General features: G+C 48.0%; 20 protein-coding genes. 18 read left to right on the forward strand and 2 right to left on the reverse strand.

Features of this window, described 5'->3' with window-relative positions:
• Nucleotides 1-4: 4 nt before the first annotated feature.
• The 8 genes from hisI to ACO6V5_RS00255 all read left to right on the forward strand — a co-directional run bounded on the left by hisI (nt 5) and on the right by ACO6V5_RS00255 (nt 6611).
• Complete coding sequence (gene hisI, locus ACO6V5_RS00220; RefSeq protein ID WP_422134917.1) at nt 5-418, forward strand: phosphoribosyl-AMP cyclohydrolase; 414 nt, start codon at nt 5-7, stop codon at nt 416-418.
• A complete protein-coding gene (locus tag ACO6V5_RS00225) occupies nt 411-743 on the forward strand; it encodes a phosphoribosyl-ATP diphosphatase (protein WP_422134916.1) in 333 nt (110 codons plus the stop codon). Before hisI ends, ACO6V5_RS00225 begins: the two co-directional genes overlap by 8 nt.
• A 136-nt stretch (nt 744-879) precedes the next feature.
• Complete coding sequence (gene tatA, locus ACO6V5_RS00230) at nt 880-1098, forward strand: Sec-independent protein translocase subunit TatA (protein WP_422134915.1); 219 nt, start codon at nt 880-882, stop codon at nt 1096-1098.
• A 94-nt stretch (nt 1099-1192) separates the two neighbouring features.
• Complete coding sequence (tatB, locus tag ACO6V5_RS00235) at nt 1193-1567, forward strand: Sec-independent protein translocase protein TatB (protein WP_422134914.1); 375 nt, start codon at nt 1193-1195, stop codon at nt 1565-1567.
• Complete coding sequence (tatC, locus tag ACO6V5_RS00240; RefSeq protein WP_422134913.1) at nt 1564-2301, forward strand: twin-arginine translocase subunit TatC; 738 nt, start codon at nt 1564-1566, stop codon at nt 2299-2301. The genes tatB and tatC overlap by 4 nt, the downstream gene beginning before the upstream one ends.
• 109 nt (nt 2302-2410) lie before the next feature.
• Nucleotides 2411-4939 carry a hypothetical protein gene (locus ACO6V5_RS00245; protein ID WP_422409776.1) on the forward strand — a complete coding sequence of 843 codons (2529 nt, stop codon included), beginning with the start codon at nt 2411-2413 and terminating at the stop codon, nt 4937-4939.
• A 96-nt stretch (nt 4940-5035) separates the two neighbouring features.
• Nucleotides 5036-5746, forward strand: a complete 711-nt coding sequence (locus ACO6V5_RS00250; RefSeq protein WP_422134911.1) for a 16S rRNA (uracil(1498)-N(3))-methyltransferase — start codon at nt 5036-5038, stop codon at nt 5744-5746.
• 70 nt (nt 5747-5816) lie between these two features.
• Nucleotides 5817-6611, forward strand: coding sequence for a DUF2059 domain-containing protein (locus ACO6V5_RS00255; RefSeq protein ID WP_422134910.1), 795 nt, complete (start codon nt 5817-5819; stop codon nt 6609-6611).
• On the opposite strand, the gene ACO6V5_RS00260 is transcribed toward ACO6V5_RS00255, so the two are convergent.
• On the reverse strand, nt 6608-8827 hold the full coding sequence (locus ACO6V5_RS00260; protein WP_422409778.1) for a primosomal protein N': 2220 nt from the start codon (nt 8825-8827) through the stop codon (nt 6608-6610). The genes ACO6V5_RS00255 and ACO6V5_RS00260 overlap by 4 nt on opposite strands.
• A 301-nt stretch (nt 8828-9128) precedes the next feature.
• Here ACO6V5_RS00260 and rpmE point away from each other — a divergent pair, with 301 nt between their 5' ends.
• The 3 genes from rpmE to ACO6V5_RS00275 all read left to right on the forward strand — a co-directional run bounded on the left by rpmE (nt 9129) and on the right by ACO6V5_RS00275 (nt 11791).
• Nucleotides 9129-9344, forward strand: a complete 216-nt coding sequence (gene rpmE / locus ACO6V5_RS00265) for a 50S ribosomal protein L31 (protein ID WP_257279891.1) — start codon at nt 9129-9131, stop codon at nt 9342-9344.
• A 134-nt stretch (nt 9345-9478) separates the two neighbouring features.
• The gene (locus ACO6V5_RS00270; protein WP_422134908.1) at nt 9479-10300 is read left to right on the forward strand and encodes a thermonuclease family protein; all 822 of its coding nucleotides are present in this window, start codon (nt 9479-9481) and stop codon (nt 10298-10300) included.
• A 240-nt stretch (nt 10301-10540) separates the two neighbouring features.
• A complete protein-coding gene (locus ACO6V5_RS00275; RefSeq protein ID WP_422134907.1) occupies nt 10541-11791 on the forward strand; it encodes a malic enzyme-like NAD(P)-binding protein in 1251 nt (416 codons plus the stop codon).
• An 89-nt stretch (nt 11792-11880) separates the two neighbouring features.
• Here ACO6V5_RS00275 and ACO6V5_RS00280 read toward each other — a convergent pair whose 3' ends face one another.
• Nucleotides 11881-14358 carry a penicillin-binding protein 1A gene (locus tag ACO6V5_RS00280; protein ID WP_422409781.1) on the reverse strand — a complete coding sequence of 826 codons (2478 nt, stop codon included), beginning with the start codon at nt 14356-14358 and terminating at the stop codon, nt 11881-11883.
• Nucleotides 14359-14890: 532 nt separating this feature from the next.
• Here ACO6V5_RS00280 and ACO6V5_RS00285 point away from each other — a divergent pair.
• The 7 genes from ACO6V5_RS00285 (at nt 14891) to aroK (ending at nt 21230) form a co-directional block, all read left to right on the forward strand.
• Nucleotides 14891-15955, forward strand: a complete 1065-nt coding sequence (locus tag ACO6V5_RS00285) for a pilus assembly protein PilM (protein WP_422409783.1) — start codon at nt 14891-14893, stop codon at nt 15953-15955.
• Nucleotides 15955-16521 carry a PilN domain-containing protein gene (locus tag ACO6V5_RS00290; RefSeq protein ID WP_422134904.1) on the forward strand — a complete coding sequence of 189 codons (567 nt, stop codon included), beginning with the start codon at nt 15955-15957 and terminating at the stop codon, nt 16519-16521. The genes ACO6V5_RS00285 and ACO6V5_RS00290 overlap by 1 nt, the downstream gene beginning before the upstream one ends.
• Entirely contained in the window at nt 16518-17132 is a 615-nt protein-coding gene (locus tag ACO6V5_RS00295) for a type 4a pilus biogenesis protein PilO (RefSeq protein ID WP_422134903.1), read from the forward strand. Before ACO6V5_RS00290 ends, ACO6V5_RS00295 begins: the two co-directional genes overlap by 4 nt.
• Nucleotides 17132-17659, forward strand: a complete 528-nt coding sequence (locus tag ACO6V5_RS00300) for a pilus assembly protein PilP (RefSeq protein ID WP_422409786.1) — start codon at nt 17132-17134, stop codon at nt 17657-17659. Before ACO6V5_RS00295 ends, ACO6V5_RS00300 begins: the two co-directional genes overlap by 1 nt.
• A 265-nt stretch (nt 17660-17924) precedes the next feature.
• Nucleotides 17925-20006, forward strand: coding sequence for a type IV pilus secretin PilQ (locus tag ACO6V5_RS00305; protein WP_422409788.1), 2082 nt, complete (start codon nt 17925-17927; stop codon nt 20004-20006).
• A gap of 89 nt (nt 20007-20095) precedes the next feature.
• Nucleotides 20096-20587, forward strand: a complete 492-nt coding sequence (locus tag ACO6V5_RS00310) for a DUF29 domain-containing protein (protein WP_422409790.1) — start codon at nt 20096-20098, stop codon at nt 20585-20587.
• Nucleotides 20588-20711: 124 nt separating this feature from the next.
• Nucleotides 20712-21230, forward strand: coding sequence for a shikimate kinase AroK (aroK, locus tag ACO6V5_RS00315; protein ID WP_422134899.1), 519 nt, complete (start codon nt 20712-20714; stop codon nt 21228-21230).
• Nucleotides 21231-21254 lie beyond the last annotated feature (24 nt).

A 21254-nucleotide genomic window follows, 5' to 3' on the forward strand; every position in this document is an offset into this window, starting at 1 on the left:
TAGCATGAGTTGGTTGGATGACGTTCGCTGGAACAGTGATGGTTTGGTGGCCGCGACAGCCCAGGATCATCAAACCGGCAGGGTGCTGATGCAGGCCTGGATGAACCGGGAAGCCTTGGCCCTGACCGCTGAAGAACAGCAAGCAATATACTGGTCACGTTCCCGGGGCAAGCTCTGGCGTAAAGGTGAGTCATCCGGTCATGTGCAGAGACTGCATGAGCTGCGGCTGGACTGTGATGGCGATTCTGTTCTGCTGGTGGTAGAACAACTTGGTGGAATAGCCTGTCACACAGGGCGGGAATCCTGCTTCTATCGTAAGTTGACCGAGGATGGTCAATGGTTAACTACGGATGAAGTTCTGAAAAGTCCCGATGCCATCTACGGTGAAGACAAGAGCGGAAGCAGCGATAATGAATAACATCCTGGATAAGTTGGAAGCTGTGCTGGAAGAACGCCGTCAGGCCAGTCCGGGCAGCTCCTATGTTGCCAGTCTGCATGACGCAGGTATGGACAAGATCCTGAAAAAAGTCGGTGAAGAGTCGGCAGAAACGCTGATCGCAGCCAAAGCGGCAGAATTTGGCGGCAGTCTTGATGATGTGGTTTACGAAACGGCGGACCTCTGGTTTCACTCTCTGATCATGCTGTCCCACCTGGGGCTGAGCTACAGAGAAGTTCTTAAAGAGCTGGAGCGACGCTTTGGTCTGTCTGGCATAGAAGAAAAGGCCTCTAGGCAACCCTCCTGAGTGAGGAAAAACCGGATATCCGGTAGAATAGTATTGATCATACGGCTGCACTTGCAAGAGGGCAGTTGTTAATGTTTCCAGGGGATGTTGGCATAGTGGCTGGCATTTCCCGGCCAGTCTGAAAGGAGGGTGCATTATGGGGTTTGGTGGAATCAGTATCTGGCAGTTGCTCATTATCCTGCTGATTGTGGTGATGTTGTTTGGTACCAAGAAATTGAAAGGCCTGGGAAGTGACCTGGGGGGGGCCGTAAAGGGATTCAAAAAAGCGATCTCTTCTGACGAAGAACAGAAGCCCGGGCAGTCTGAGAACAGTCATCAGAAAAAAGAGACTGAAGATACTCAACGTAAATCCTGAGTCAGGTTGCAGGCCAGTTTGCCTCTTCCCTGTATCAGGACAGGATAAACTGCTTTTACGTTCAACACGTTTTTGAGATACCTTTGGAGATAAAGTGTTCGATATCGGTTTCACAGAGCTGCTTCTTATTGCTGTGATCGCTCTGGTCGTTCTGGGGCCTGAGAGGCTGCCGGGTGCGATTCGAACCACGGCCTACTGGATCGGCAAAATTAAACGCAGTTTTCAGTCTGCCAGGGAAGAGCTGGAAAAAGAACTGGATGTCGATGGCATCAAAAGACAGATTCATAACGAACAGGTTATGAAAGAGTTGGAAAAGACCCGCTCTCAGGTAGCTGAGTCGATCAAGGAGCCATTGGAGACATTAAACAAGTCCATTGAGCCTGGTACAGATCGCGATGAAAAGGACTCTGGTGGCATTAAAAACAGAGCTCAAAACGAAACTGAAGAGAAAAAAGACAAGAGCGCATGAGCGAAGATGGAGCCAACAAAGAACAGCCTCTGGTTCAGCATCTTGTTGAGCTAAGGAGTCGTTTGCTGCGCAGTTTTGCAGCTGTGCTGGTGGTATTTTTGGGGCTCTTCTATTTTTCCAACGATATTTATCGATTCGTTTCAGAGCCCCTGACGGTGCATTTACCCGAGGGTAGCACCATGATTGCCACCGAGGTAGCTTCGCCCTTTCTGGCCCCCTTCAAGCTAACCCTGTTTGTGGCTTTTTTTCTGGCGGTTCCGTATATTTTGCATCAGTTATGGGGGTTTATTGCGCCGGGTCTTTATAAGAATGAGAAACGGTTGGCTATTCCCGTACTGGTAGCCAGTGTTCTGCTTTTTTATCTGGGGATGGCCTTTGCCTATTATGTGGTCTTCCCGATTATCTTCTCTTTCTTTACTACCGTCGGACCCGAATCGGTAACGGTGATGACTGATATCAATCGATACCTCGAATTTATACTGAAATTGTTTTTTGCCTTCGGCATGGCTTTTGAAATTCCTGTAGCGACATTAATGCTCGTGTGGAGTGGTATTTCAACGGTAGAAAGCCTTTCGAAAAAACGCCCCTACGTCATCGTAGGCTGCTTTGTTATAGGTATGTTGCTGACTCCCCCTGATGTTGTTTCCCAATCCCTTCTGGCCATTCCGATGTGGTTGTTGTTTGAAACCGGTCTGTTTTTCTCCAGACTTCTCATCCGGAGAACGTCAGATTAAAGTTGGGATTTCTCTCGCTGTTGGGCTATTGTGTGATTCCTGCCACTGAAATGACTCGCCCTGCTTTGACTAAGTTGAATGGAGGGATGACATAACTTTCAGGACGCATATGGATAATCTTCAGAAGACACCGCAGGACGACAGTATTCTGCACCATCTCAGGATGGCTGCGATCAGTATTAGCAAAGCAACTTTTCTGGCACTTGGCAAAGCCCGGGCTTTCTGTCGGAGTGTCGTTGCAGTGCTGATTCCTTCCCGTCTGAAAAAAAACCTGGATCCTTTTAAACCATCTGCGTCACCTATGAAACAGCGCTCCATAACAGCTATGGAACCCCAGAGGCTGTCAGCATTACTAAAAAGCTATTCATTTCCGGAGGTGGATGCATTCAAGGACGATTTCAAACTCCGGGTTAGAGATGTTATGGATGATATCGTTGCTATTGAAGGCGATAAAGAACTGGAATTATACGAGGAAGTAAAGAGCAGCCTTCTTCAGAGAATTGATGATTGTAAATCTCTGGATGAGATGCTGGTGTTATTGAATGATGTAGTACCGAAGCCCTATCTGAAGAGGCTGTGTATGAGCTTCCTACAGATTGGGCGGGAAACCGGGGCCGATTTGGGACTGTCAGAACGGGGCCATTTATGGCTGGAATCCATGATTCAAAATGAATCGTTTGAAGGGTTAAAGGAAAATCTGTTTCAGCTATTGAAATCCGAGCTGGGTCAATCCACTGAATGGCTGGCGGAAGGTTTTAAACAATATACAGCGAAAGAGCGCAGTCTTTTGCATTCGATTCAGACGGTCGAAGATGTGCCAGAAATGGTTTCACGTCTCGATAACCACTTTGAGCATTGTGAACAATATGGTTACCTTCTGAAACTGAAAGCACTGGTGGAGCAGGCTGGATTTAAGCGGGGAGCGTTTAAGGTGCGGGCCCCGCTACTGGCTGCTGGTTATGAACTGGGTGTATTTAAAGAGACGTTTTTCCCTCATCTGGAATTGATTCATAAGAATGAAAGTGAACAAATAGACAGTCGATCCGGCCTGATAAAAAATCAAATCAGTGCCCTGGCCCTGAATGTCATGAAGGCCAGCAATATCAATGACGTATTTGAGTTGATCAAACAGGAGGCACCTTCAAAATACGCGAAAGACTTGCTGACTGCCTTCAAGGAAATCTGTGAGGAAACCGGCGATAACTTACAGCTGGATCCATCCACAAGACAGTTTCTGGAGGATCGTGAGAACTGCGCTGAAGACACCTCTTTAGATTTAAACTGGAGTCATGTGTCTCAAGACTTTGAGATGGTAGCCAAGCTGAAGGCAGGCCTGATCGGTGATATTGACACTATCATCAAGGGAATATCAGACGAATGTTATGCGAAGGCTGTTCAGGATAAGGTAGTTGAAGAGGGCGAGTCTGCCTCGTCAGAAAAAAAATACGTCTTCGTTTCATATGCCGAGGTTAACCCCGAGGATCTGCCCGATGTTAAAGCCCTGAGAGCACTCAAGGCAAAGGTAGAGCTCTGTGATTCTTATGAAGACATGATTAAAGAGTTGATCAACCACGCGCCTGAAAAATACACCAGACCTTTGTTGCATGCACTGAAAGAAATCTATGGAAAACTGAAAGAGTCTAATGAGGAACTCTCTGATTCAGAGGAAGTTTCACAAGCTCCCGATTTTGTGTCTGATAGCATACATGAAATATCTCCCCCGGTTGAGGTTGACGAATTAAAAGACTTTGAGGTGTCTTTAGATGATGCGCAAATACTCAATAAGGCTCGTGATTCCGAAAAAAAATATAATTTGAAAAACGTATCTATTGGGGATCAGTTAAAAATAACAATGTTAAAGGCGCCCAATAATTCTCAAGGGGAAGAGGTGTTAGATGATAAGCAAGATATTTTGTGTGATTTTTTATTTCAACGAGACATAAAAAAAGTTTTTAAAATAAAGATAAAAGGTAAAGAGTTTGCTATTTCCGTGCCGACGAAAAGTTATGAAGCGATGCATTGGCCTACTGTGTTAAAGGAAACACAGTTAACAGAACGACTCAGGCAGCTAGGTTTTAACACGCTCTCTTTTCATAAAACCGTTCTTGTCGAGATAGACGGTGTGACTGTTCCCGCCACAGTTATGCCTTTATTTGACGATCTTGATGGCCAGATTGCAGATCATAAAAACGCCTATGTTCTCGATTCGTTTATAGACGACATTGCTTTTATAGATCAAAGTACTGGAGAAAAGTTCAAGGCTGAAGAAATTCCTGACGAAGTGGCGTTTTGTGGTGTACTTCAACATGCTATTGAAGACGCAGGCATATTGGTGAAGAATAAAATATGTCTGGACTCTGGCTCAATTAACTATCAGATACTCGAGTCTGGTGATGTTAAGTTGTTTTTGTCCGATTTTCCAAGAGGTATAATCGAAACAAATTACACACATATGGATTTATGCAAAGCTTATGCTTCTCACTTGGTAGATGCTTTTGTTCGGTGTCTTAGAAAGCAGGATTGCATGAAATTTGAGACAGTCCATAAAAACCCAAGATTCAAGCAAAAATTAATTGAGTTGATCGATCTGGCTTCCAAGGGGGAGAGAACCCCTAGACCTCCCAGGGAGTCAAGTTGACTCCCTGCAACGGATCTTCGATAAAATTAGCCTTTCGTTAAGGGCGCTTTATCTGGAAAATGCAGGTTTCTTTTCTGACTATTGATGCTTCCCGATATGAACCTGCTGTTATTGACTCCCACCGATTTTATTTCTGAAAGCCGCGTCAGGCTGACGGGAAGATCTCTTCAGCATGTCCTGAACGTTCATCGCTCTCAAGCGGGTGACAGCATCAGAGTAGGGATGCTGGATGGAGAAATGGGTCAAGGCGTTATTGTTTCTCTGACGGATCAGGCAATGGAGTTGGATGTCTGTCTGGATCAAAAGCCTCCTGAACCTCTGCCTCTGACGATTCTGCTGGCTCTCCCGCGTCCGAAAATGCTGAAAAGAAGTCTGCAACACTTGTCGTCTCTTGGGGTTAAGAAAATCATTCTTATGAACAGTTACCGGGTCGAGAAAAGCTTTTGGCAGTCGCCCTGGCTGACAGGAGAAAAAGTCCGCGAACAGCTTATTCTGGGGCTGGAGCAGGCAAGGGACACGCAGCTCCCGGAAGTTATTCTTGAGAAGCGCTTTAAGCCTTTTGTTGAGGATCGATTGCCCGCCATTATGGACGGCAAGCGTTGTCTTGTCGCCCATCCTTCAGGCGGAGTCCCATGCCCTCATCAGGTCGATGATCAAGTGGTTCTGGCGATTGGGCCTGAAGGTGGATTTATTCCTTACGAAGTGGAAAAGCTGGAAGAGGCAGGGTTTGACCGGATTCATCTGGGCTCAAGAATTCTCCGGGTTGAAACCGCTGTCACAGCGATTACCAGTAAATTGTACGACTGAATGGTATTTTACACTGACCTGCGGTTTAGGTATGTTGTAAGAAAAGCCTTCCCGTTCGCAGAGTGAGTGTATGGATACACAAAGCGACTTTTCATTTCCAGTATTGAGCCATTGTTCAAAATCTCTGGCTTTCTTGCTTTTGTTTTTCCTCAGCGGAAAACTGACAGCCGCTGATAAAGGTGCTTTACTGGATGAGCTCTATGATGACGCTCAGCTGGAACAGCAGCTTGGTTGGGTGCTGTCCAGCATGACCATTAACCAGAAGGAATATTCACTGCCTCCGGAAGTGGTGAGTACGGTTAATCAGGTCGTCAAGGTCCGCTACAGTCCCGATCTTTTCAAATCTTCCATGGAAGCGACTCTCGATGAAGCGTTAAGTATCGGTGAATTACTGAAACTTTTGGACTGGTATAACTCGGCACTGGGTCAAAAAATTCTGCGCTTGGAAATGGAAGCCAATGATCCTCGCAATGCAGAGCGTATGCAGGCTTACATTCAAGAAAAATTATCCACTGAGTTACCTAGAACCAGTCGTGTTCGTCTGATTGAAGAATTGATGGAAACTCTGGATGCGGTTGAACTGGGTACTGAGCTGGCTGCCAGTGCGTCGGTGGGAGCCAAGCGCATACTCCATGAAGTCATGCCGATCAATGACGGACTTCCTTTAAGACCGCCTGAGGTGCTCAAGGCAAGGGAAAAGCCGATCATTCGCAAGGGGATGAACGATCATATGAGGTACGTCTATCTCTATACCTATCGAAGCTTGCCAGATAGTGAGATTCGCGACTATCTGAATTTTGCCCGAAGCTCTGCCATGCAGAATTTTCAGCGTGGTCAGATCCTGGCTATAGCCCGAATTCTTTAAGTCATCTCCTGAGGGTCCACGTCCAATGTCCAGCGAAGGTCTTTCGGTAATTTCATGGAATCCAGGTGTTTGACGGCAATATCCAATAAGCGATGCAGAGAAACACGCTGGTAACTCTGCAATAACAGCTGATAACGATAACGCCCCTGTCTTTTTTCCATAGGCGCCGGGATTGGGCCCAATACTCTGACAGAGCCTTGCTGGTGGTGGTTTAATAAAATATGCCTGAGACTTTTTAATAAATTTTCCCCCGCTGCCGCCATAGATGACTCTGTTCTGAACAGGGCCAGATAACCTTCAGGTGGCAGCTTGAGTTGTTTTCGTTCGATCATCAAGCTGTCTGCAAAGCGACTGTACGGCTGGCTGACCAGCATCTGCAAAGCGGGATGCTGAGGGTTATGAGTTTGGATAATGACATGCCCCGGTTTCTTTTCCCGGCCTGCTCTGCCAGCGACCTGAAGGATCAACTGTCCGGTTTTTTCCAGCCCTCGGAAATCGGAACTGAACAGCCCGGAATCGGCATTGATGATTGCGACCAGAGTAACATCGGGAAAATGATGGCCTTTGGCCAGCATTTGAGTTCCCAGAAGTATGCAGGGTTCGCCAGTTTGGACCCTATCCAGAATCTCTGAAAGCGCATTTTTTCGACGAGTCGAATCTCTGTCCACCCGAATCAAAGGAATAGTCGGGAATATTTGCTCCAGAATTTGTTCGCACCGTTCGGTACCCTGACCTGCAGGCTGAAGGTTTTTACTGTGGCATTTGGGGCATGACCAGGGAATAGCAGTTTGGTAATCACAGTGATGACAATGCATATGAGGTGGCGTGCGATGCAGTGTCAGATGGGCATCGCAGTGCGGGCAATCCATGACTTCACCACAATCATGGCAGATCAGGGAGGGGGCGTAGCCTCGGCGATTCAGAAAGACCATGACCTGTTCGCCCTTATCCAGAGTTGACTGCATCCTTGTTATCAGGCCCTGGGCAAAACCTTCATGGAGTATTTGCTGACGGATATCGAGTAGTTCCAGAGTCGGTGGGCGGGAATGTCCTGCCCGGCTGCTGATCTCAAGATGGCTGTAACGACCTTTCCTGGCGTTCACGAGGGTTTCCAGAGAAGGGGTGGCGGATCCCAGGACAACCGGGCAGTCTGCTATTTTTGCCCGGTATATGGCCAGATCCCGCGCGTTGTATCTGAGGGTGTCCTGCTGTTTGTATGAGTTGTCGTGCTCTTCATCAACAATAATTAATCCCAGTTTGGGTAGAGGCGTAAAAATTCCTGAGCGGGTAGCAATCAATACCCCGGCTATGGTTCGGCTGGCAGCTAGCCAGCCCTGCAAACGTTCGCCATCACTCAATCCGGAATGAAGGCAGGCCACGGGGACAGAGAACCGGCTGCGAAATCGTCTGACGGTTTGAGGCGTCAGACCGATTTCAGGAATCAGAACAAGCACCTGTTTACCGGCTTTAAGAGTAGCTTCTATGGCCTGGAGGTAGACTTCCGTTTTACCACTCCCGGTGACACCATCCAGTAAAACGGGGTGAAAAGTGAGGCATGCCAGAATGCCTTTCAAGGCGAAAGCCTGTTCAGTATTCAGGTTCAGCGGTTCCTGTCTTAGCGGGTTTGCATACTCAGTGAAATGTTGGTCAACCCGCTCAACTTCGTGTACGACAACTCGTTGTTTCTTTTGCAACTGGGTGAGAATGGTTTTACTGATACCGACTTCCCGAAGTTCTGGCTCTGACAGACCTTCAGGGTATTTTTCCAGCCATTGTAATGCCTTGAGTTGTTTGTGAGCTCTTTTCAGAGACTGGGTGATGGCTTTATCAAGCGGGGCGGTGGGGCGCCAGAGTGCTATTTTTTCCCGGGTTGCAGGTTTTCCCTGTCGGAGGGCTTTGGGCAATGCCTGAAGCAGGGTTTCTCCCAGGCTGTAGTGATAATAACTGGATGCCCATCGGCAAAGTTGCATGATGTCTCTGGGGATTAGAGGGCTCTGGTCTGGAACAGCAGAGACTTTTTTGAGCTTTTCTCTGGGATAATCGGATTCAGGTTTAATGGCTTCGATTATGCCAACCAGCTTTCTGGGTCCAAATGGAACCTGAACTCTCATACCCGGTTGCAGGTTTGCCTCACTATCCGGAGGAAGATAGTCGAACATCTGCCTCAATGGGGTGGGTATGGCGATGCTGAGATAATTATCGTCACATGAGGTCATGAGGCTACTTTTAATGGCTAATGGCGTCAGGAGCCTTCCGACAGGCTCCCGCTCAGTTTAACCTGAGTTGCGGTTCGGTTGAAATGAACGGTCAGTGAAATACCAGTATTTGCCTGACGGGGATACTTTGGTATGATTCTGCCACAATTTTCCAGGGTCACTGAATGGCAGTCTCTGGGCAGTGCATTCTATTGACTGCCCCGGTAATGACAGTTTGTGACCGTTTCGCGTGCGGTGCCCAGGCCGAGTTGCTATTAGCCAGAGACCGGGTGGCGGCACGCATTGTTTTGAGGTAGATCCCATGAAGCCGGAAATCCATCCGAATTACGAAGAAATCGAAGTTACCTGTTCCTGCGGTAACAAGATCAAGACTCGCTCTACTCTGTGCAAAGATCTGCACATTGAAGTTTGTTCAAAGTGCCACCCATTCTACACCGGCACTCAGAAAGTGATGGACACTGGCGGTCGTATCGAGCGCTTCACCAAGCGTTTTGGCAAGGTAGGTGCTCGCAAGTAAGCATTTACATGCTTGCTTTTAGCCGGACAGCCACGAATCAGAAACAGTCGTAAGCTATAGAACAGTCATGAACTTGGAATAGTGTGAGTTGAAAATACCGCTATGCTTGTTCGGAGAATGATTCTAAAGGTAGTATGATGAGCTTTTCTGACTTTGCTGGCTGTGCAAAAAAGGCGATTCGCATTTTTGCGGGCGCCTTTTTTTGTGTTTGGCAGTTTTGCCTGATCTCCCCCGCATTTGCCATTGAGACCTGCACTCAGAGTGGCCCTTCAGAAACTGTAAAGTGGGATTATATTGTTGACGGCGATTCATTGTGGTTGAAGGATGGTCGTAAAATTCGTTTCCCCTCCATCAATACACCTGAAATAGCCTATGAAAAAAAGCCGTCAGAACCCTTCGGAGATGAAGCCTCTCTGGCCCTCAAAAAGTTGCTGTCAGGAACGCAAAAAATCAGGATTCAGGTCGTTGGAAAAGACCATTATGGTCGAGTACTTGCCCATCCCTTTTTAATGGATGGTCGATCCATTGAGTCACTGCTCATTGAAAAAGGCCTGGGTTACCAACTCTTTTCTGAGGAGCTTGATACTTATCGGCAATGTCTGAAGCGGCAGGAAGCCGAAGCAAGAAAAGAGAAAGCAGGTGTTTGGTCAAAAAATCCTGTTCTGGATATCAAGGACAACGGGTTGAAACCGGGTTTCAGAGTACTCAGGGGCAAAGTCGTTGAGGTTGCGAGTTCCAAAAAGAGTGATTTCTTATGGGTGGAAATGGATGGCCCGGTGGTTATTCGTGTGCCCAAGTTTTCTGTAGATGCAGGGTGGCTAAAAGGTCTGGCAGGTCAGCGTATTGAATTCAGAGGCTGGCTGGTGGATCGCGAGGAAAAAAATAAAGGAGGACGTCGTTACAAGCGTTGGATGGTAGGTATTTACAGTCGAGATGGCGTCCAAAAACTGGAATAGTGTTCTGATGAGCATCACTTGATAGTCTGTGCTCTTTCTGTGAAAGGTATTCTGCTCATAGTTAAGGGTGGCACAAAATGTTTTGCCTGCGCTACAGACATTTCGTTACTGAGCATTAATTTGGGTATCCGGTCTGTAGATATACTTTTCTGGTCTACCGAATCCTTGTTCGACAAAGAGTGATCCTATATTCTCCACACTTAAGACCTCATATTTTCATTAGGATTAAAGTACAAGGATATGAAGCAAGCCGCCCTGGATTACCATGCTCAGCCTAAACCCGGAAAGATCTCGATTGAACTGACCAAGCCGGCGGAGACTGCCAAGGATCTGTCTCTGGCCTATAGCCCGGGCGTCGCAGAGCCAGTGCGTGAAATCGCTGCTGACTCTGAAAATGCCTACAAATACACCATGAAAGGTAATCTGGTCGCAGTGATCAGTAACGGTACTGCGATTCTTGGTCTGGGTAATCTTGGCGCGCTGGCCAGTAAGCCTGTGATGGAAGGCAAGGCTCTGCTGTTCAAACGTTTCGCCGGAATAGATTCCATTGATCTGGAAGTGGACTGCCAAAGTCCTCAGGATTTCATTGATACAGTCAGGCGGGTTGCCTGCAGTTTTGGTGGTATTAACCTTGAGGATATCAAGGCACCAGAGTGTTTTGAAATCGAGCGTCGTCTGATTGAAGAGTGCGATATTCCTATCTTCCATGATGATCAGCATGGTACTGCAATCGTTACTGCGGCAGGTATGTTGAATGCTCTTGAGATTGCCGGCAAGAAGATCGAAGAAGCCCGTCTGGTGTGTCTCGGAGCTGGTTCTGCAGCCATCTCTTGCGTCAAGTTGTTGATCAGCTGTGGCATGAATCCAGCCAATATTTTTATGCTGGACAGTAAAGGCGTTATCCACACAGGGCGTGATGACCTTAACCAGTATAAGGCTTTGTTCGCGGTTGAGACCGATTGCCGTAATCTGGACGATGCAATTAGTGGGGCTGATGCTTTTCTGGGTCTGTCTGGGCCAAACCTTTTGTCTAAGGAACAGCTGGCAAAAATGGCTGAGAATCCTATTGTGTTTGCCTGTGCCAATCCTGATCCTGAAATTCGTCCAGAGCTGGCCAAAGAAGTGCGCTCTGATGTCATTATGGCAACAGGCAGGTCTGACTATCCGAACCAGGTTAATAACGTTCTCGGCTTCCCATTCATCTTTCGTGGTGCTCTGGATGTTCGAGCCAGTCGCATCAATGAAGAGATGAAAGTAGCCGCTGTTCAGGCAATTCGTGAATTGGCCAAGGAGGCAGTTGTCCAGGAGGTTGTCGATGCCTACGAGGGGGCTGAGCTAATCTTTGGTCCGGAATATATTATTCCCAAACCGACTGATCCTCGTTTGCTGGGCTCTGTATCTGCCGCAGTGGCAAAAGCTGCTGTGGATTCTGGTGTAGCACGTCAGCCTTATCCTGCTCATTATCCTTTGAGGTCTCTGGAGGATATTTAGACCAGAGATTCAGTCGTCATAAAAAAAGCCCTCCCTGATTTCAGGCGAGGGCTTTTTTTGCTAAGTAAGCTTCTGCACCTGACTGAGTGCTAGAACAAATCCTCTGGTTTGAGTGAGCCGCTTTCTTCCAGTAAGGGAAGGCTTCCCTCGCTAAAACTCTTGGGAGTATTTTCTTTCCTGAACAGTTCGAAAATAGCTTCAGGATCGCCTTGTTTTGCCAGTTGCCCTGTTTTCGAATTAATTCGAACCGTTTCTATGCCTCCTGGCTGGGGCAGGCGTCTTACCGGTTGGTCTGCCAGAGCAGTTTTCATGTAACTGATCCAGATGGGTAGAGCGGCATTAGCTCCAAACTCCCACCGGCCCAGAGTGGAGAAGTTATCCTTGCCGACCCAGACACTGGTAAGCACATCGGGGTTAAATCCGACAAACCAGGCATCCTTGCTTTCATTTGTGGTGCCTGTTTTACCGCCAATATCGTGACGTTCAAGGACTCTTGCTCTTTTACCGGTGCCTTTCCAGATGACATCGCGCATGATGTCATTGAGGATATAGTTGACTCGGCTGTCCATAACAGACTCAGCTTCATTGACAATGTTCAGGGAGGCCGTAGGTTCGTCTCCCGTCAAGGGTGTTGAGGTTTCAGTTACTTGCTCTGAAACAAATCCCTCCTCAGGCGTCCCTACCTTACGACAGTCCCGACAGACAATAACCGGGTTGGCCTCGAATACTGTGTCATCCAGAACATCGACTTTCTGAATCAGGTAGGGCGTGACTTTGTAACCGCCATTGGCAATCGTAGCGTAGCCTGTGGTCAATTCCAGCGGTGTCATGGAAACGTTACCCAATGCCAGAGAGAGGTTTCGGGTCAGGGTCTCTTCAGGCAATCCCAGCTTCATCAGGAAGTTCACAGTTCGCTTAACACCAATTTGCCTGAGGATCCGAATCGAGACCAGGTTCCGTGAGCGATAGAGGCCTTCTCTGAGCCGCGTCGGGCCGTTGAACTTCATATTGTCATTATTCGGGCGCCAGACGCCTTCAAGTCCCTGATCAGCAAAAACAACGGGAGCATCATTGATGATGGTAGCGGCGGTCAGTCCCTTATTAAGAGCGGCCATGTAGATAAAAGGTTTGAAAGCCGACCCCGCTTGACGGATGGCTTGAGTGGCACGGTTATACATACTGTCGTAGAAATTGAAGCCGCCGACCAGAGCGAGAATAGCCCCATTTTCCGGATTCATGGAAATCAGAGAAGATTGAGCCTGGGGTTCCTGGCTCAGACGGAAGCGGCCGTCAGGCATCTTTCTTACCCAGATCAGATCACCTGCCTTCAGAATGTCAGACGCCTGTTTGGGATTATAGCCATAGGCATTAACATTGATATAAGGCTTTGCCCATTTCAGATTGTCCCAGTCAATCTGATTGGTCTTATCCTCTTTCATCAGGATTGTCACCGATTGATCTGCTACGGTGGTGACCACGGCTGGTATAAGGACACCGGTAGAATGGGTTTCTTTCAGGGTCTTTTTCCAGAAAGCCGTTGTATCTTTTTCCTGTTGAACAATAGGCTTACCATTGTCGACCTCATTCAGGTTGCTAACAGGTCCCCGGTATCCATGTCTCTCTGTATACGCAAAAAGACCATTGGCAACGGCTTCGTTAGCTGACCTTTGTAAGATACTGTCAACAGTGGTGTAAACCTTGAAACCTTCCGTGTAGGTTTCCGGGCCAAACTTCTCAATCATTTCCTGACGAACCATCTCGGCGATGTAGGGAGCTTGCAGTTCGATCTTGGGACCGTGGTAACTAGCCGTCACTGGAGCCTTAAAAGCCTCTTCATAATCAGCCTGGTTGATATAACCCAGATCATACATCCTGCCTAGAATCCAGTTTCTGCGAATCCGTGAACGTTCGGGATCATTGATCGGGTTATAACGGGAAGGAGCCTTGGGCAGGCCCGCGATCATGGCCCACTGAGCCAGATTGAGTTCATCGATCGATTTACCGTAATAAACCTGTGCCGCAGCCTCTACTCCGTAAGCGCGGTTACCCAGATAAATTTTATTAAGATAGAGTTCAAAAATTTCGTCTTTGGTCAGTTGCTGTTCAATCTGGATGGCCAGCAGAATCTCGTTGAACTTTCTGGAGAAGACCCGTTCGTGACTCAGGAAAAAGTTTTTGGCCACCTGCATGGTGATCGTGCTGCCTCCTGACTGGATTCGACCGGTTGAAGCCAGCTGCACAGCAGCTCGCATTAGACCCATGATATCGACGCCGGGGTGGTGGTAGAAACGGTCATCTTCAGCTGCCATGAAGGCTTTAATCAGGGGTTCAGGGGCGTCCGCGAAGTGTATAGGTGTGCGACGCATTTCGCCAAACTCTGCGATCAGTTTTTCGTCCTTTGAAAACACACGCAGAGGCGTCTGCAGGTGAGTATCACGCAGGGTGTCAACTGAGGGCAGCGAAGGGCTCAGATAGAGATAGGCGCTGGCTGCTATCAGGGTGATGCCGCTGACGGCTGCCAGGCCGCTCCAGAGCAGAAATTTTAAAATTTTTACCGATCGATTCATGCTTGGCTGATGTCCAGTTCTGGCTTGGGGAGGCTGACCGGGAATAGACAGTCTCCTGGCAGTTACAGGAGGGTCATTATAAAGGGAAATGTTCAATTTCCCTAGAATCCGGATCGTTAGTTAATGTAATGTTCGGTTTTATATTCGTTTATCGCGAGAATGATTCTCTATCCAGAGAGGGTTGAAGGGCGTTTTTAGCTCATGACTGTTTCAGCTCAGGGCTGTGCCGGTTGGACGATGTGTTCTGTCATCAATATCGGATAGTTATCGATACGGTTTGGGCAAAGTGGGTAAATCGACAGGCTTTGTCTTGGGTATATTGATTAAAAAGCAGCCACGGGAAGGTGCATAGCGTGATCTGTTTGAAATAAAGTGGATTCGAAAGGTTCCTTTCGTTGCGCATTTGAACGGACTGTTATTAAATAAAAATATAGGGAATTTTTATAACTAAAGCCGCCATGAGAGACAAACGTCAGGGTGTTGATGTCGATCAAACTGACGTTTCGTGGTGAAAAAAGCAGGAATCGTGTCTGTGTTTGGGCTGTTTAATAATAAAACAAGTGCTGTCCTTGGAGTGGATATCAGTTCGACCTCAGTGAAGGTGCTGGAACTGAGTCGTGGCAGTAAGGGCTACCGAATAGAAGCCTACGGTGAAGAACCTTTGCCACCCGGAGCTGTGGTTGAAAATGTCATTCAGGAGCCTGAGGCCGTCGGTGATGCTATCAGGAGAGCTGTTTCCCGCAGTCGCAGTAGTGTGAAAAATGCTGCAGTGGCTGTTTCCGGTTCAGCTGTTATCACCAAGACCATCGAAATGGATTCCTCTCTCAGTGATGAAGAGATGGAAACACAAATCACCGTAGAAGCCGATCAGTATATTCCGTACGCATTAGACGAAGTAGCTATTGATTTTGAAGTCCTTGGGTTGAAGGAAAATAACCCTGAGCGGGCTGAGGTGCTTCTCGCTGCCTGTCGTCGTGATAATGTTGAAATGCGTGAAGAGGCTCTTGGACTTGGTGGTCTCAAAGCCAAAGTGGTGGATGTCGAGGCATTTGCCATGGAAAGAGTCTACGAACTGGTCAGTGATATGCTGGAGCTTCCAGAGGAAGATCCGGTGGTTGCTATTGTTGACATTGGTGCCAGCAGTACTTCGATCAGTGTGTTGAGTAATGGTCAGACTATTTACACCCGCGAACAATTGTTTGGTGGTCGACAGCTTACTGATGAGATTCAGCGACGCTATGGCCTAAGCCCTGAAGAAGCAGAAAAGTCCAAACGTGAAGGGGGGCTTTCAGACGATTTTGAACCTGAAGTTCTGGAGCCTTTCAAAGAGGCGGTTGTGCAGCAGGTTTCACGATCCTTGCAGTTTTTCTATTCCTCCAGTCAATACAATGATGTGGATGCCATTCTTATGGCCGGAGGGACATCTTCTATTCCAGGACTGGCTGCTCTGGTTCAGGACAAACTTGGAACACAGGCATTGCTGGCCAATCCGTTTGCCAGAATGGCGCTCTCTCCAAAAGTGGATGCCAGTAAATTAACCGGCAGCGCTCCGGCTTTGATAATCGCCTGTGGATTAGCCATGAGGAGTTTTGACTAATGGCAAGGATTAACCTTCTCCCCTGGCGTGAACAACTTCGGGAAGAGCGCAAAAAACGCTTTATCGCCGCTTGGCTGATGACCATATTGGCCGGTGGCGCGATGATTTTCATGGCAGATATTTACACCGGAAATGCCATCAGTCACCAGCAAAACAGGAATCAGTACCTTCAGAATAAAATTGTTGAACTCGACAAGAGTATTGCTGAAATCAAAGGCCTCAGGGAGAAGCGAACCCAGCTTCTGGAGCGCATGGAGGTCATACAGAATTTACAGGGTAACCGCCCTATCATTGTTCGGGTGTTTGATCAGCTGGCTCGACTGATTCCTGACGGGGTGCACTTCAAGAGCCTCCAGTTTCAGGGAGACACTCTCAAGCTGGTGGGTGTCGCTGAGTCGAATAATCGTATTTCCAGCTTGATGCGTAATTTTGATTCCTCTGAGTGGTTTTCCGATCCCAATCTGACCGCTGTACGTAAGGTGACCCTTGGCGGAGAACGGATGAATGAATTTGATCTGACTGTGATTCGAACATCGCCTGAGAAAGAAGCCGGAGACGAATCATGAGTTTCGCAGATTCTTTAAAAAAACTGAATGAGCTGGATCTGGCAGAACTGGATCTGGAAAATGTCGGTGGCTGGCCATTGCCGGTCAGGGTTGTTGCCTGCGTACTGACCCTCGGGCTGGTGCTTTTTTTGGGTTATCAATTGCACTTAAGTAATCTTCAGAAAACTTACGACACTGTCATTTCAAAAGAGAAAGAGTTAAAAGATCAATTCAGAATCAAGGCTTTCCAGTCTGCGAATCTCGATGCTTACCGGCTTCAGATGGAACAGATGGAGGCTTCCTTTGGTGCTCTGGTTAAACAGTTACCGAGCGACACTGAAGTGCCCGGATTATTGGAAGATATTACTTTCACCGGTCGTGGTGCTGGTCTGACGTTTGAGACCATCAAGTTGCAGCCTGAAAAAGCCACAGAGTTTTATATTGAGCTTCCAATCAGTATCTCAGTCGGTGGTAACTACCATGATATTGGCAATTTTGTCAGTGGAGTGGCCAGTCTGTCACGAATTGTGACGCTTCATGACTTTTCTATCACGCCGGAAAAAAATGGGCAGATGCTGAAAATGGAGATTCTGGCCAGAACTTATCGCTACAACGACAGGGAGTCTCAGTAATGAAGTATTTACAAAGACTTCTGATTGTCTGTGCCGGAGGTGCGTTGTTGGGTTGTTCCGGAAACAGTGGTTTCAGTGATCTTGACCAGTATATGGCTGAGATGAAATCCAGGCCTTCCGGAAGAATTGAACCGCTGCCGACCTTTACTCCCTACGAGGCATTTACTTACAGTGCTTCTGGTTTAAGAAGTCCCTTTGAGCCGCCGGTCAAGTTGCAAGCCTCTGACCGGGCATTCAGCAGTAATGTCAAACCTGACAATGGTCGTGCCAGACAGTACCTGGAGCAGTTCGATATCGAGACCTTTGCTCTGGTGGGGTCTATCAGCAACGACGATGGGCTTTGGGGTTTGATCCGTGGTGACGACGGCATCCACCGTGTCAGGGTGGGTGATTATCTGGGTAAAAACCACGGTCGAATCACTTACATCGACGACAGTGAGCTGCGAATTATCGAAATAGTGCCTGCGGGCTCTGACGTCTGGATTGAAAGACCCAGAAGTATGAGGCTGGATCTTGGCCAACCCTGATCGTTAAACATATGTTTGCAAGGACAGTCCGATCAGTTTCGAAATGGATTTCCCGCTTTGCCGTGCATACCTCACAGATCACGTCTTTTTTTGACGTGGAGACACAAGGTGTGGCTCTCGTTACAGTGCCTGTTGAAATACTTGCTGTAATGAGAGTTCCCATGGCTGATATGACAAGGTAGGCGACATCGCTGCAGGAAACTGGATTTTTCTGATGTCATGCCGATTAGAACAACAATTCTAAAATGCTAAGTGGGTTCACTAGATGAATAATAAGCCCGTGTTGAAAGCCAGCGCAGTACGAATGCTGCTGTATATAGTGTTGGCGTGGTTGCCGCTTTCTGTCTGGGGTGTAACACTCAAGAAAATGGATGCTGGCACCTTGCCGGGTGATATCGTAGAGCTGCGGCTGATGTTCGACGGCCCTGCACCTGAGGCAAAGGGTTACACGATAGAGCAGCCTCCCAGGATTTCTTTGGATCTACCGTTCACCCGCAGTGATCTGCCCAAATATAATGAAGTTGGCTTTCAGAACACAGAGAGTGTGACCGTGCTTGAGGCTGGAGGCAGAACCCGGCTCGTTGTTAATTTGAAAACAGCTGCCGGTTTTACCACTAAAGCGGACGGTAATGTTCTCTACGTTTATGTGGGCGCAGAAGGTTCTGATACCCGTTCAGTTCTTCCAACAGTAGCCAGTTCTGGTGCGCCTCTGGCTGATCCTGCCAGCCAGGGTATTACCCATATTGATTTCCAGAGGGGGGAGGAAGGAGAGGGTAATGTTGTTATTTCGCTCGCAGATCCTAACATTCCAATGGATATGAATGAGTTGGGTGGTCGCATTCGTCTGGAGTTTCAGGGGAATGTTCTGCCAGGCAGGTTACGCAACCGTCTGGACGTCATTGATTTCGCTACTCCCGTAAAATTCATTGATGCCAAGGTCGAAGACGGGAATGCAGTGGTTGTTATCGAGCCCAAGGGTGATTATAGCTACCTTGCTTATCAGGCAGATAACACACTGACAGTCAGTGTTAAGCCGGTATCCGATAAAGATTATGGTCGTGACCGGAAAGGTCTGGCCTATAAGGGAGACAAACTGTCCCTCAATTTTCAGGATATCGAAGTGCGTGCTGTTCTTCAGTTGATTGCTGACTTTACTGATCTGAATCTGGTGGCCTCAGATACGGTCAGCGGTAATGTGACACTGCGTCTGCAGAATGTGCCCTGGGATCAGGCTCTGGATATCGTTCTCAAATCAAAAGGTCTGGACAAGCGACTTGAAGGTAATGTCCTGACTGTGGCTCCAGCCGAAGAGATTGCAGCCAGGGAACGTCAGCAACTGGAGAATGACAAGCAGATTCGTGAGTTGGCGCCTGTTTACACCGATCTGATTCAGATCAATTACGCTGATGCACAAGAGATTGCAACGGTTCTTGCCGGTGAAGGGGGAGAGACCACTCTGCTGACTGAGCGTGGTTCGGTTCAGGTTGTGGCTCGTACTAACAGTCTTCTGGTTAAGGATACTCAGGAGAAGCTGGATGAGCTGCGAGCTCTGATTCAACGTCTGGATATCCCTGTCAGACAGGTGATGATTGAGGCGAGGATTGTCAATATGGACTCCGACTATGTGCGTGATCTGGGGGTAAAGTGGGGAGGCGCGACAGACTTTGATCGTTCAGCCAATCGGGATGTAGCTATCGGTGGTCAGGGGACTCAGGCGACTATCGTCGATGGTGTGCCAACTGTCCAGTTGCCAGACAACGCTCCCTTTGTTGATTTTGGCGTGACTGGAGCAAACGCCGCAACGTTGGCGATTGGTTTTGCAACCAACAGTACTCTGCTGAACCTTGAGCTTTCAGCCATTCTGTCAGATGGTGGTGGTGAAACGGTTTCTCAGCCAAAAGTGATAACCGCTGACAAGACCAAAGCAGTGATCAAGTCAGGTAAGGAAATTCCTTACGAAGAGAAAACATCCAGTGGTGCGACCTCTGTAGCTTTCAAGGATGCCGTGCTGTCTCTCGAAGTGACTCCGCAGATCACGCCTGAGGGCAGTATTATTATGGATGTGACGGTTACCAATGACTCTCAGGGTGCTGATGCGCCTAATGGTGTTCCTACCATTAATAAGAATGAAGTGAATACTCAGGTGCTGGTCAGAGATGGTGAAACAATTGTTCTGGGTGGAGTATTTACCAGGGAGAAAAAGAAAGGGACAGTTAAGGTGCCAATGTTGGGCGATATTCCTTATGTTGGAAGATTGTTTAGAAAAGATACCTATTCAGATGACAAGGCCGAATTGATGATCTTCATTACACCTCGAGTGGTCAGCGATAATATTACCCTGCGTTAATTCCCGCATCCCGGTAGGTTCAGACCTTCCGGGATCTCTTCCAAAAAAATGCCCTATAATGGAATCCGCACTGATAGAGGAATCTTGTTATGGATGGCCGCTCCAATCACCTTTACGAATTTGACTATTACCAGTGGGTGCAGCAGCAGAAAAAACTGCTGGAAAACCGTCAGTTTGATCGGCTTGACCTGGATAATCTCATTGAGGAAGTTGAGGGTATGGGTAAGAGTGAGCCAAGGTCGCTGGAGTCTCATCTGGTGGTTTTGCTGCAGCACCTACTGAAGTACCAGTATCAGACTTATATCCTGAATCCTCAGATGCCCGAACCTAAAGTGTTTAGATCATGGTTTGGGAGTATCCGCAATGCCAGGGATGATGCTGGCAAAGTATTGCTTGCCAACCCGTCGCTGAGGCCAAGGTTGGATGGATTATTTGTCTCGGCATACAAAGAAGGCAAGAAGCGGGCAATACGAGAGATGAATGACTATCTTCCGAAACAAAAGTGGCTGACTGAGGATAGTTATCCGGAGTGTTGCCCCTGGTCGTTTGAAGAGATCATGACAGAAGATTGGCTGCCTTGAGTTGATCTCTGTATTTATCTAACAAAAAACGGGAGTGAAAGCTCCCGTTTTTTGTTGTCAGCATGACTCAGGATGCGCTAGGCTCAGCCTCACATGCAGGCAGGAAGTCAGGCTAACAAAGACAATGCCATTGAGAAATATTTATCTGGTAGGCCCTATGGGGGCCGGTAAAAGTACGATCGGGCGGATGTTGGCCAAAGAACTGGGGCTGCCATTTTTCGATTCAGATCATGAGGTTGAGGCACGCAGTGGTGCTGAGATTCCCTGGATTTTTGATGTTGAGGGCGAAGAGGGCTTTCGGCAGCGTGAAATACAGGTAATACGCGATCTCTGTTCCAGACAGGGTATTGTTCTTGCCACAGGTGGTGGGGCTGTGACCAGACTGGAAAATCGCCAGCAGCTGGGTACCAGCGGAGTGGTTGTCTTTCTCAAGGCATCAGTAGCAGCGCAATTGATCAGAACCGAGAAAGACAAGAAAAGGCCTCTGTTGCAAAGGCCTGATCGAGAGCAAGTGCTGACTCAACTGTTGAGTGACAGAGCGCCGCTCTATTCCAGTATTGCCGATATCGAGCTGGATACAGAGTTGCTATCACCCAAAGCACTGATCAGTGAAATCATCCGAACCGTTGGCAAGTTGCCATAAGCCAGGAAGAAGCCTTCGGATCAT

This window comes from Endozoicomonas sp. ALD068 (genome assembly GCF_049310145.1).
In the GTDB taxonomy this organism is placed as follows: domain Bacteria; phylum Pseudomonadota; class Gammaproteobacteria; order Pseudomonadales; family Endozoicomonadaceae; genus Endozoicomonas_A.

Coding starts and splice junctions, on each gene's coding strand:
- hisI (WP_422134917.1), top strand. CDS start 5: ATGAGTTGGTTGGATGACGTTCGCTGGAACAGTGATGGTTTGGTGGCC.
- ACO6V5_RS00225 (WP_422134916.1), top strand. CDS start 411: ATGAATAACATCCTGGATAAGTTGGAAGCTGTGCTGGAAGAACGCCGT.
- tatA (WP_422134915.1), top strand. CDS start 880: ATGGGGTTTGGTGGAATCAGTATCTGGCAGTTGCTCATTATCCTGCTG.
- tatC (WP_422134913.1), top strand. CDS start 1,564: ATGAGCGAAGATGGAGCCAACAAAGAACAGCCTCTGGTTCAGCATCTT.
- ACO6V5_RS00245 (WP_422409776.1), top strand. CDS start 2,411: ATGGATAATCTTCAGAAGACACCGCAGGACGACAGTATTCTGCACCAT.
- ACO6V5_RS00250 (WP_422134911.1), top strand. CDS start 5,036: ATGAACCTGCTGTTATTGACTCCCACCGATTTTATTTCTGAAAGCCGC.
- ACO6V5_RS00255 (WP_422134910.1), top strand. CDS start 5,817: ATGGATACACAAAGCGACTTTTCATTTCCAGTATTGAGCCATTGTTCA.
- ACO6V5_RS00260 (WP_422409778.1), bottom strand. CDS start 8,827: ATGACCTCATGTGACGATAATTATCTCAGCATCGCCATACCCACCCCA.
- rpmE (WP_257279891.1), top strand. CDS start 9,129: ATGAAGCCGGAAATCCATCCGAATTACGAAGAAATCGAAGTTACCTGT.
- ACO6V5_RS00270 (WP_422134908.1), top strand. CDS start 9,479: ATGATGAGCTTTTCTGACTTTGCTGGCTGTGCAAAAAAGGCGATTCGC.
- ACO6V5_RS00275 (WP_422134907.1), top strand. CDS start 10,541: ATGAAGCAAGCCGCCCTGGATTACCATGCTCAGCCTAAACCCGGAAAG.
- ACO6V5_RS00280 (WP_422409781.1), bottom strand. CDS start 14,358: ATGAATCGATCGGTAAAAATTTTAAAATTTCTGCTCTGGAGCGGCCTG.
- ACO6V5_RS00290 (WP_422134904.1), top strand. CDS start 15,955: ATGGCAAGGATTAACCTTCTCCCCTGGCGTGAACAACTTCGGGAAGAG.
- ACO6V5_RS00295 (WP_422134903.1), top strand. CDS start 16,518: ATGAGTTTCGCAGATTCTTTAAAAAAACTGAATGAGCTGGATCTGGCA.
- ACO6V5_RS00300 (WP_422409786.1), top strand. CDS start 17,132: ATGAAGTATTTACAAAGACTTCTGATTGTCTGTGCCGGAGGTGCGTTG.
- ACO6V5_RS00305 (WP_422409788.1), top strand. CDS start 17,925: ATGAATAATAAGCCCGTGTTGAAAGCCAGCGCAGTACGAATGCTGCTG.
- ACO6V5_RS00310 (WP_422409790.1), top strand. CDS start 20,096: ATGGATGGCCGCTCCAATCACCTTTACGAATTTGACTATTACCAGTGG.
- aroK (WP_422134899.1), top strand. CDS start 20,712: ATGCCATTGAGAAATATTTATCTGGTAGGCCCTATGGGGGCCGGTAAA.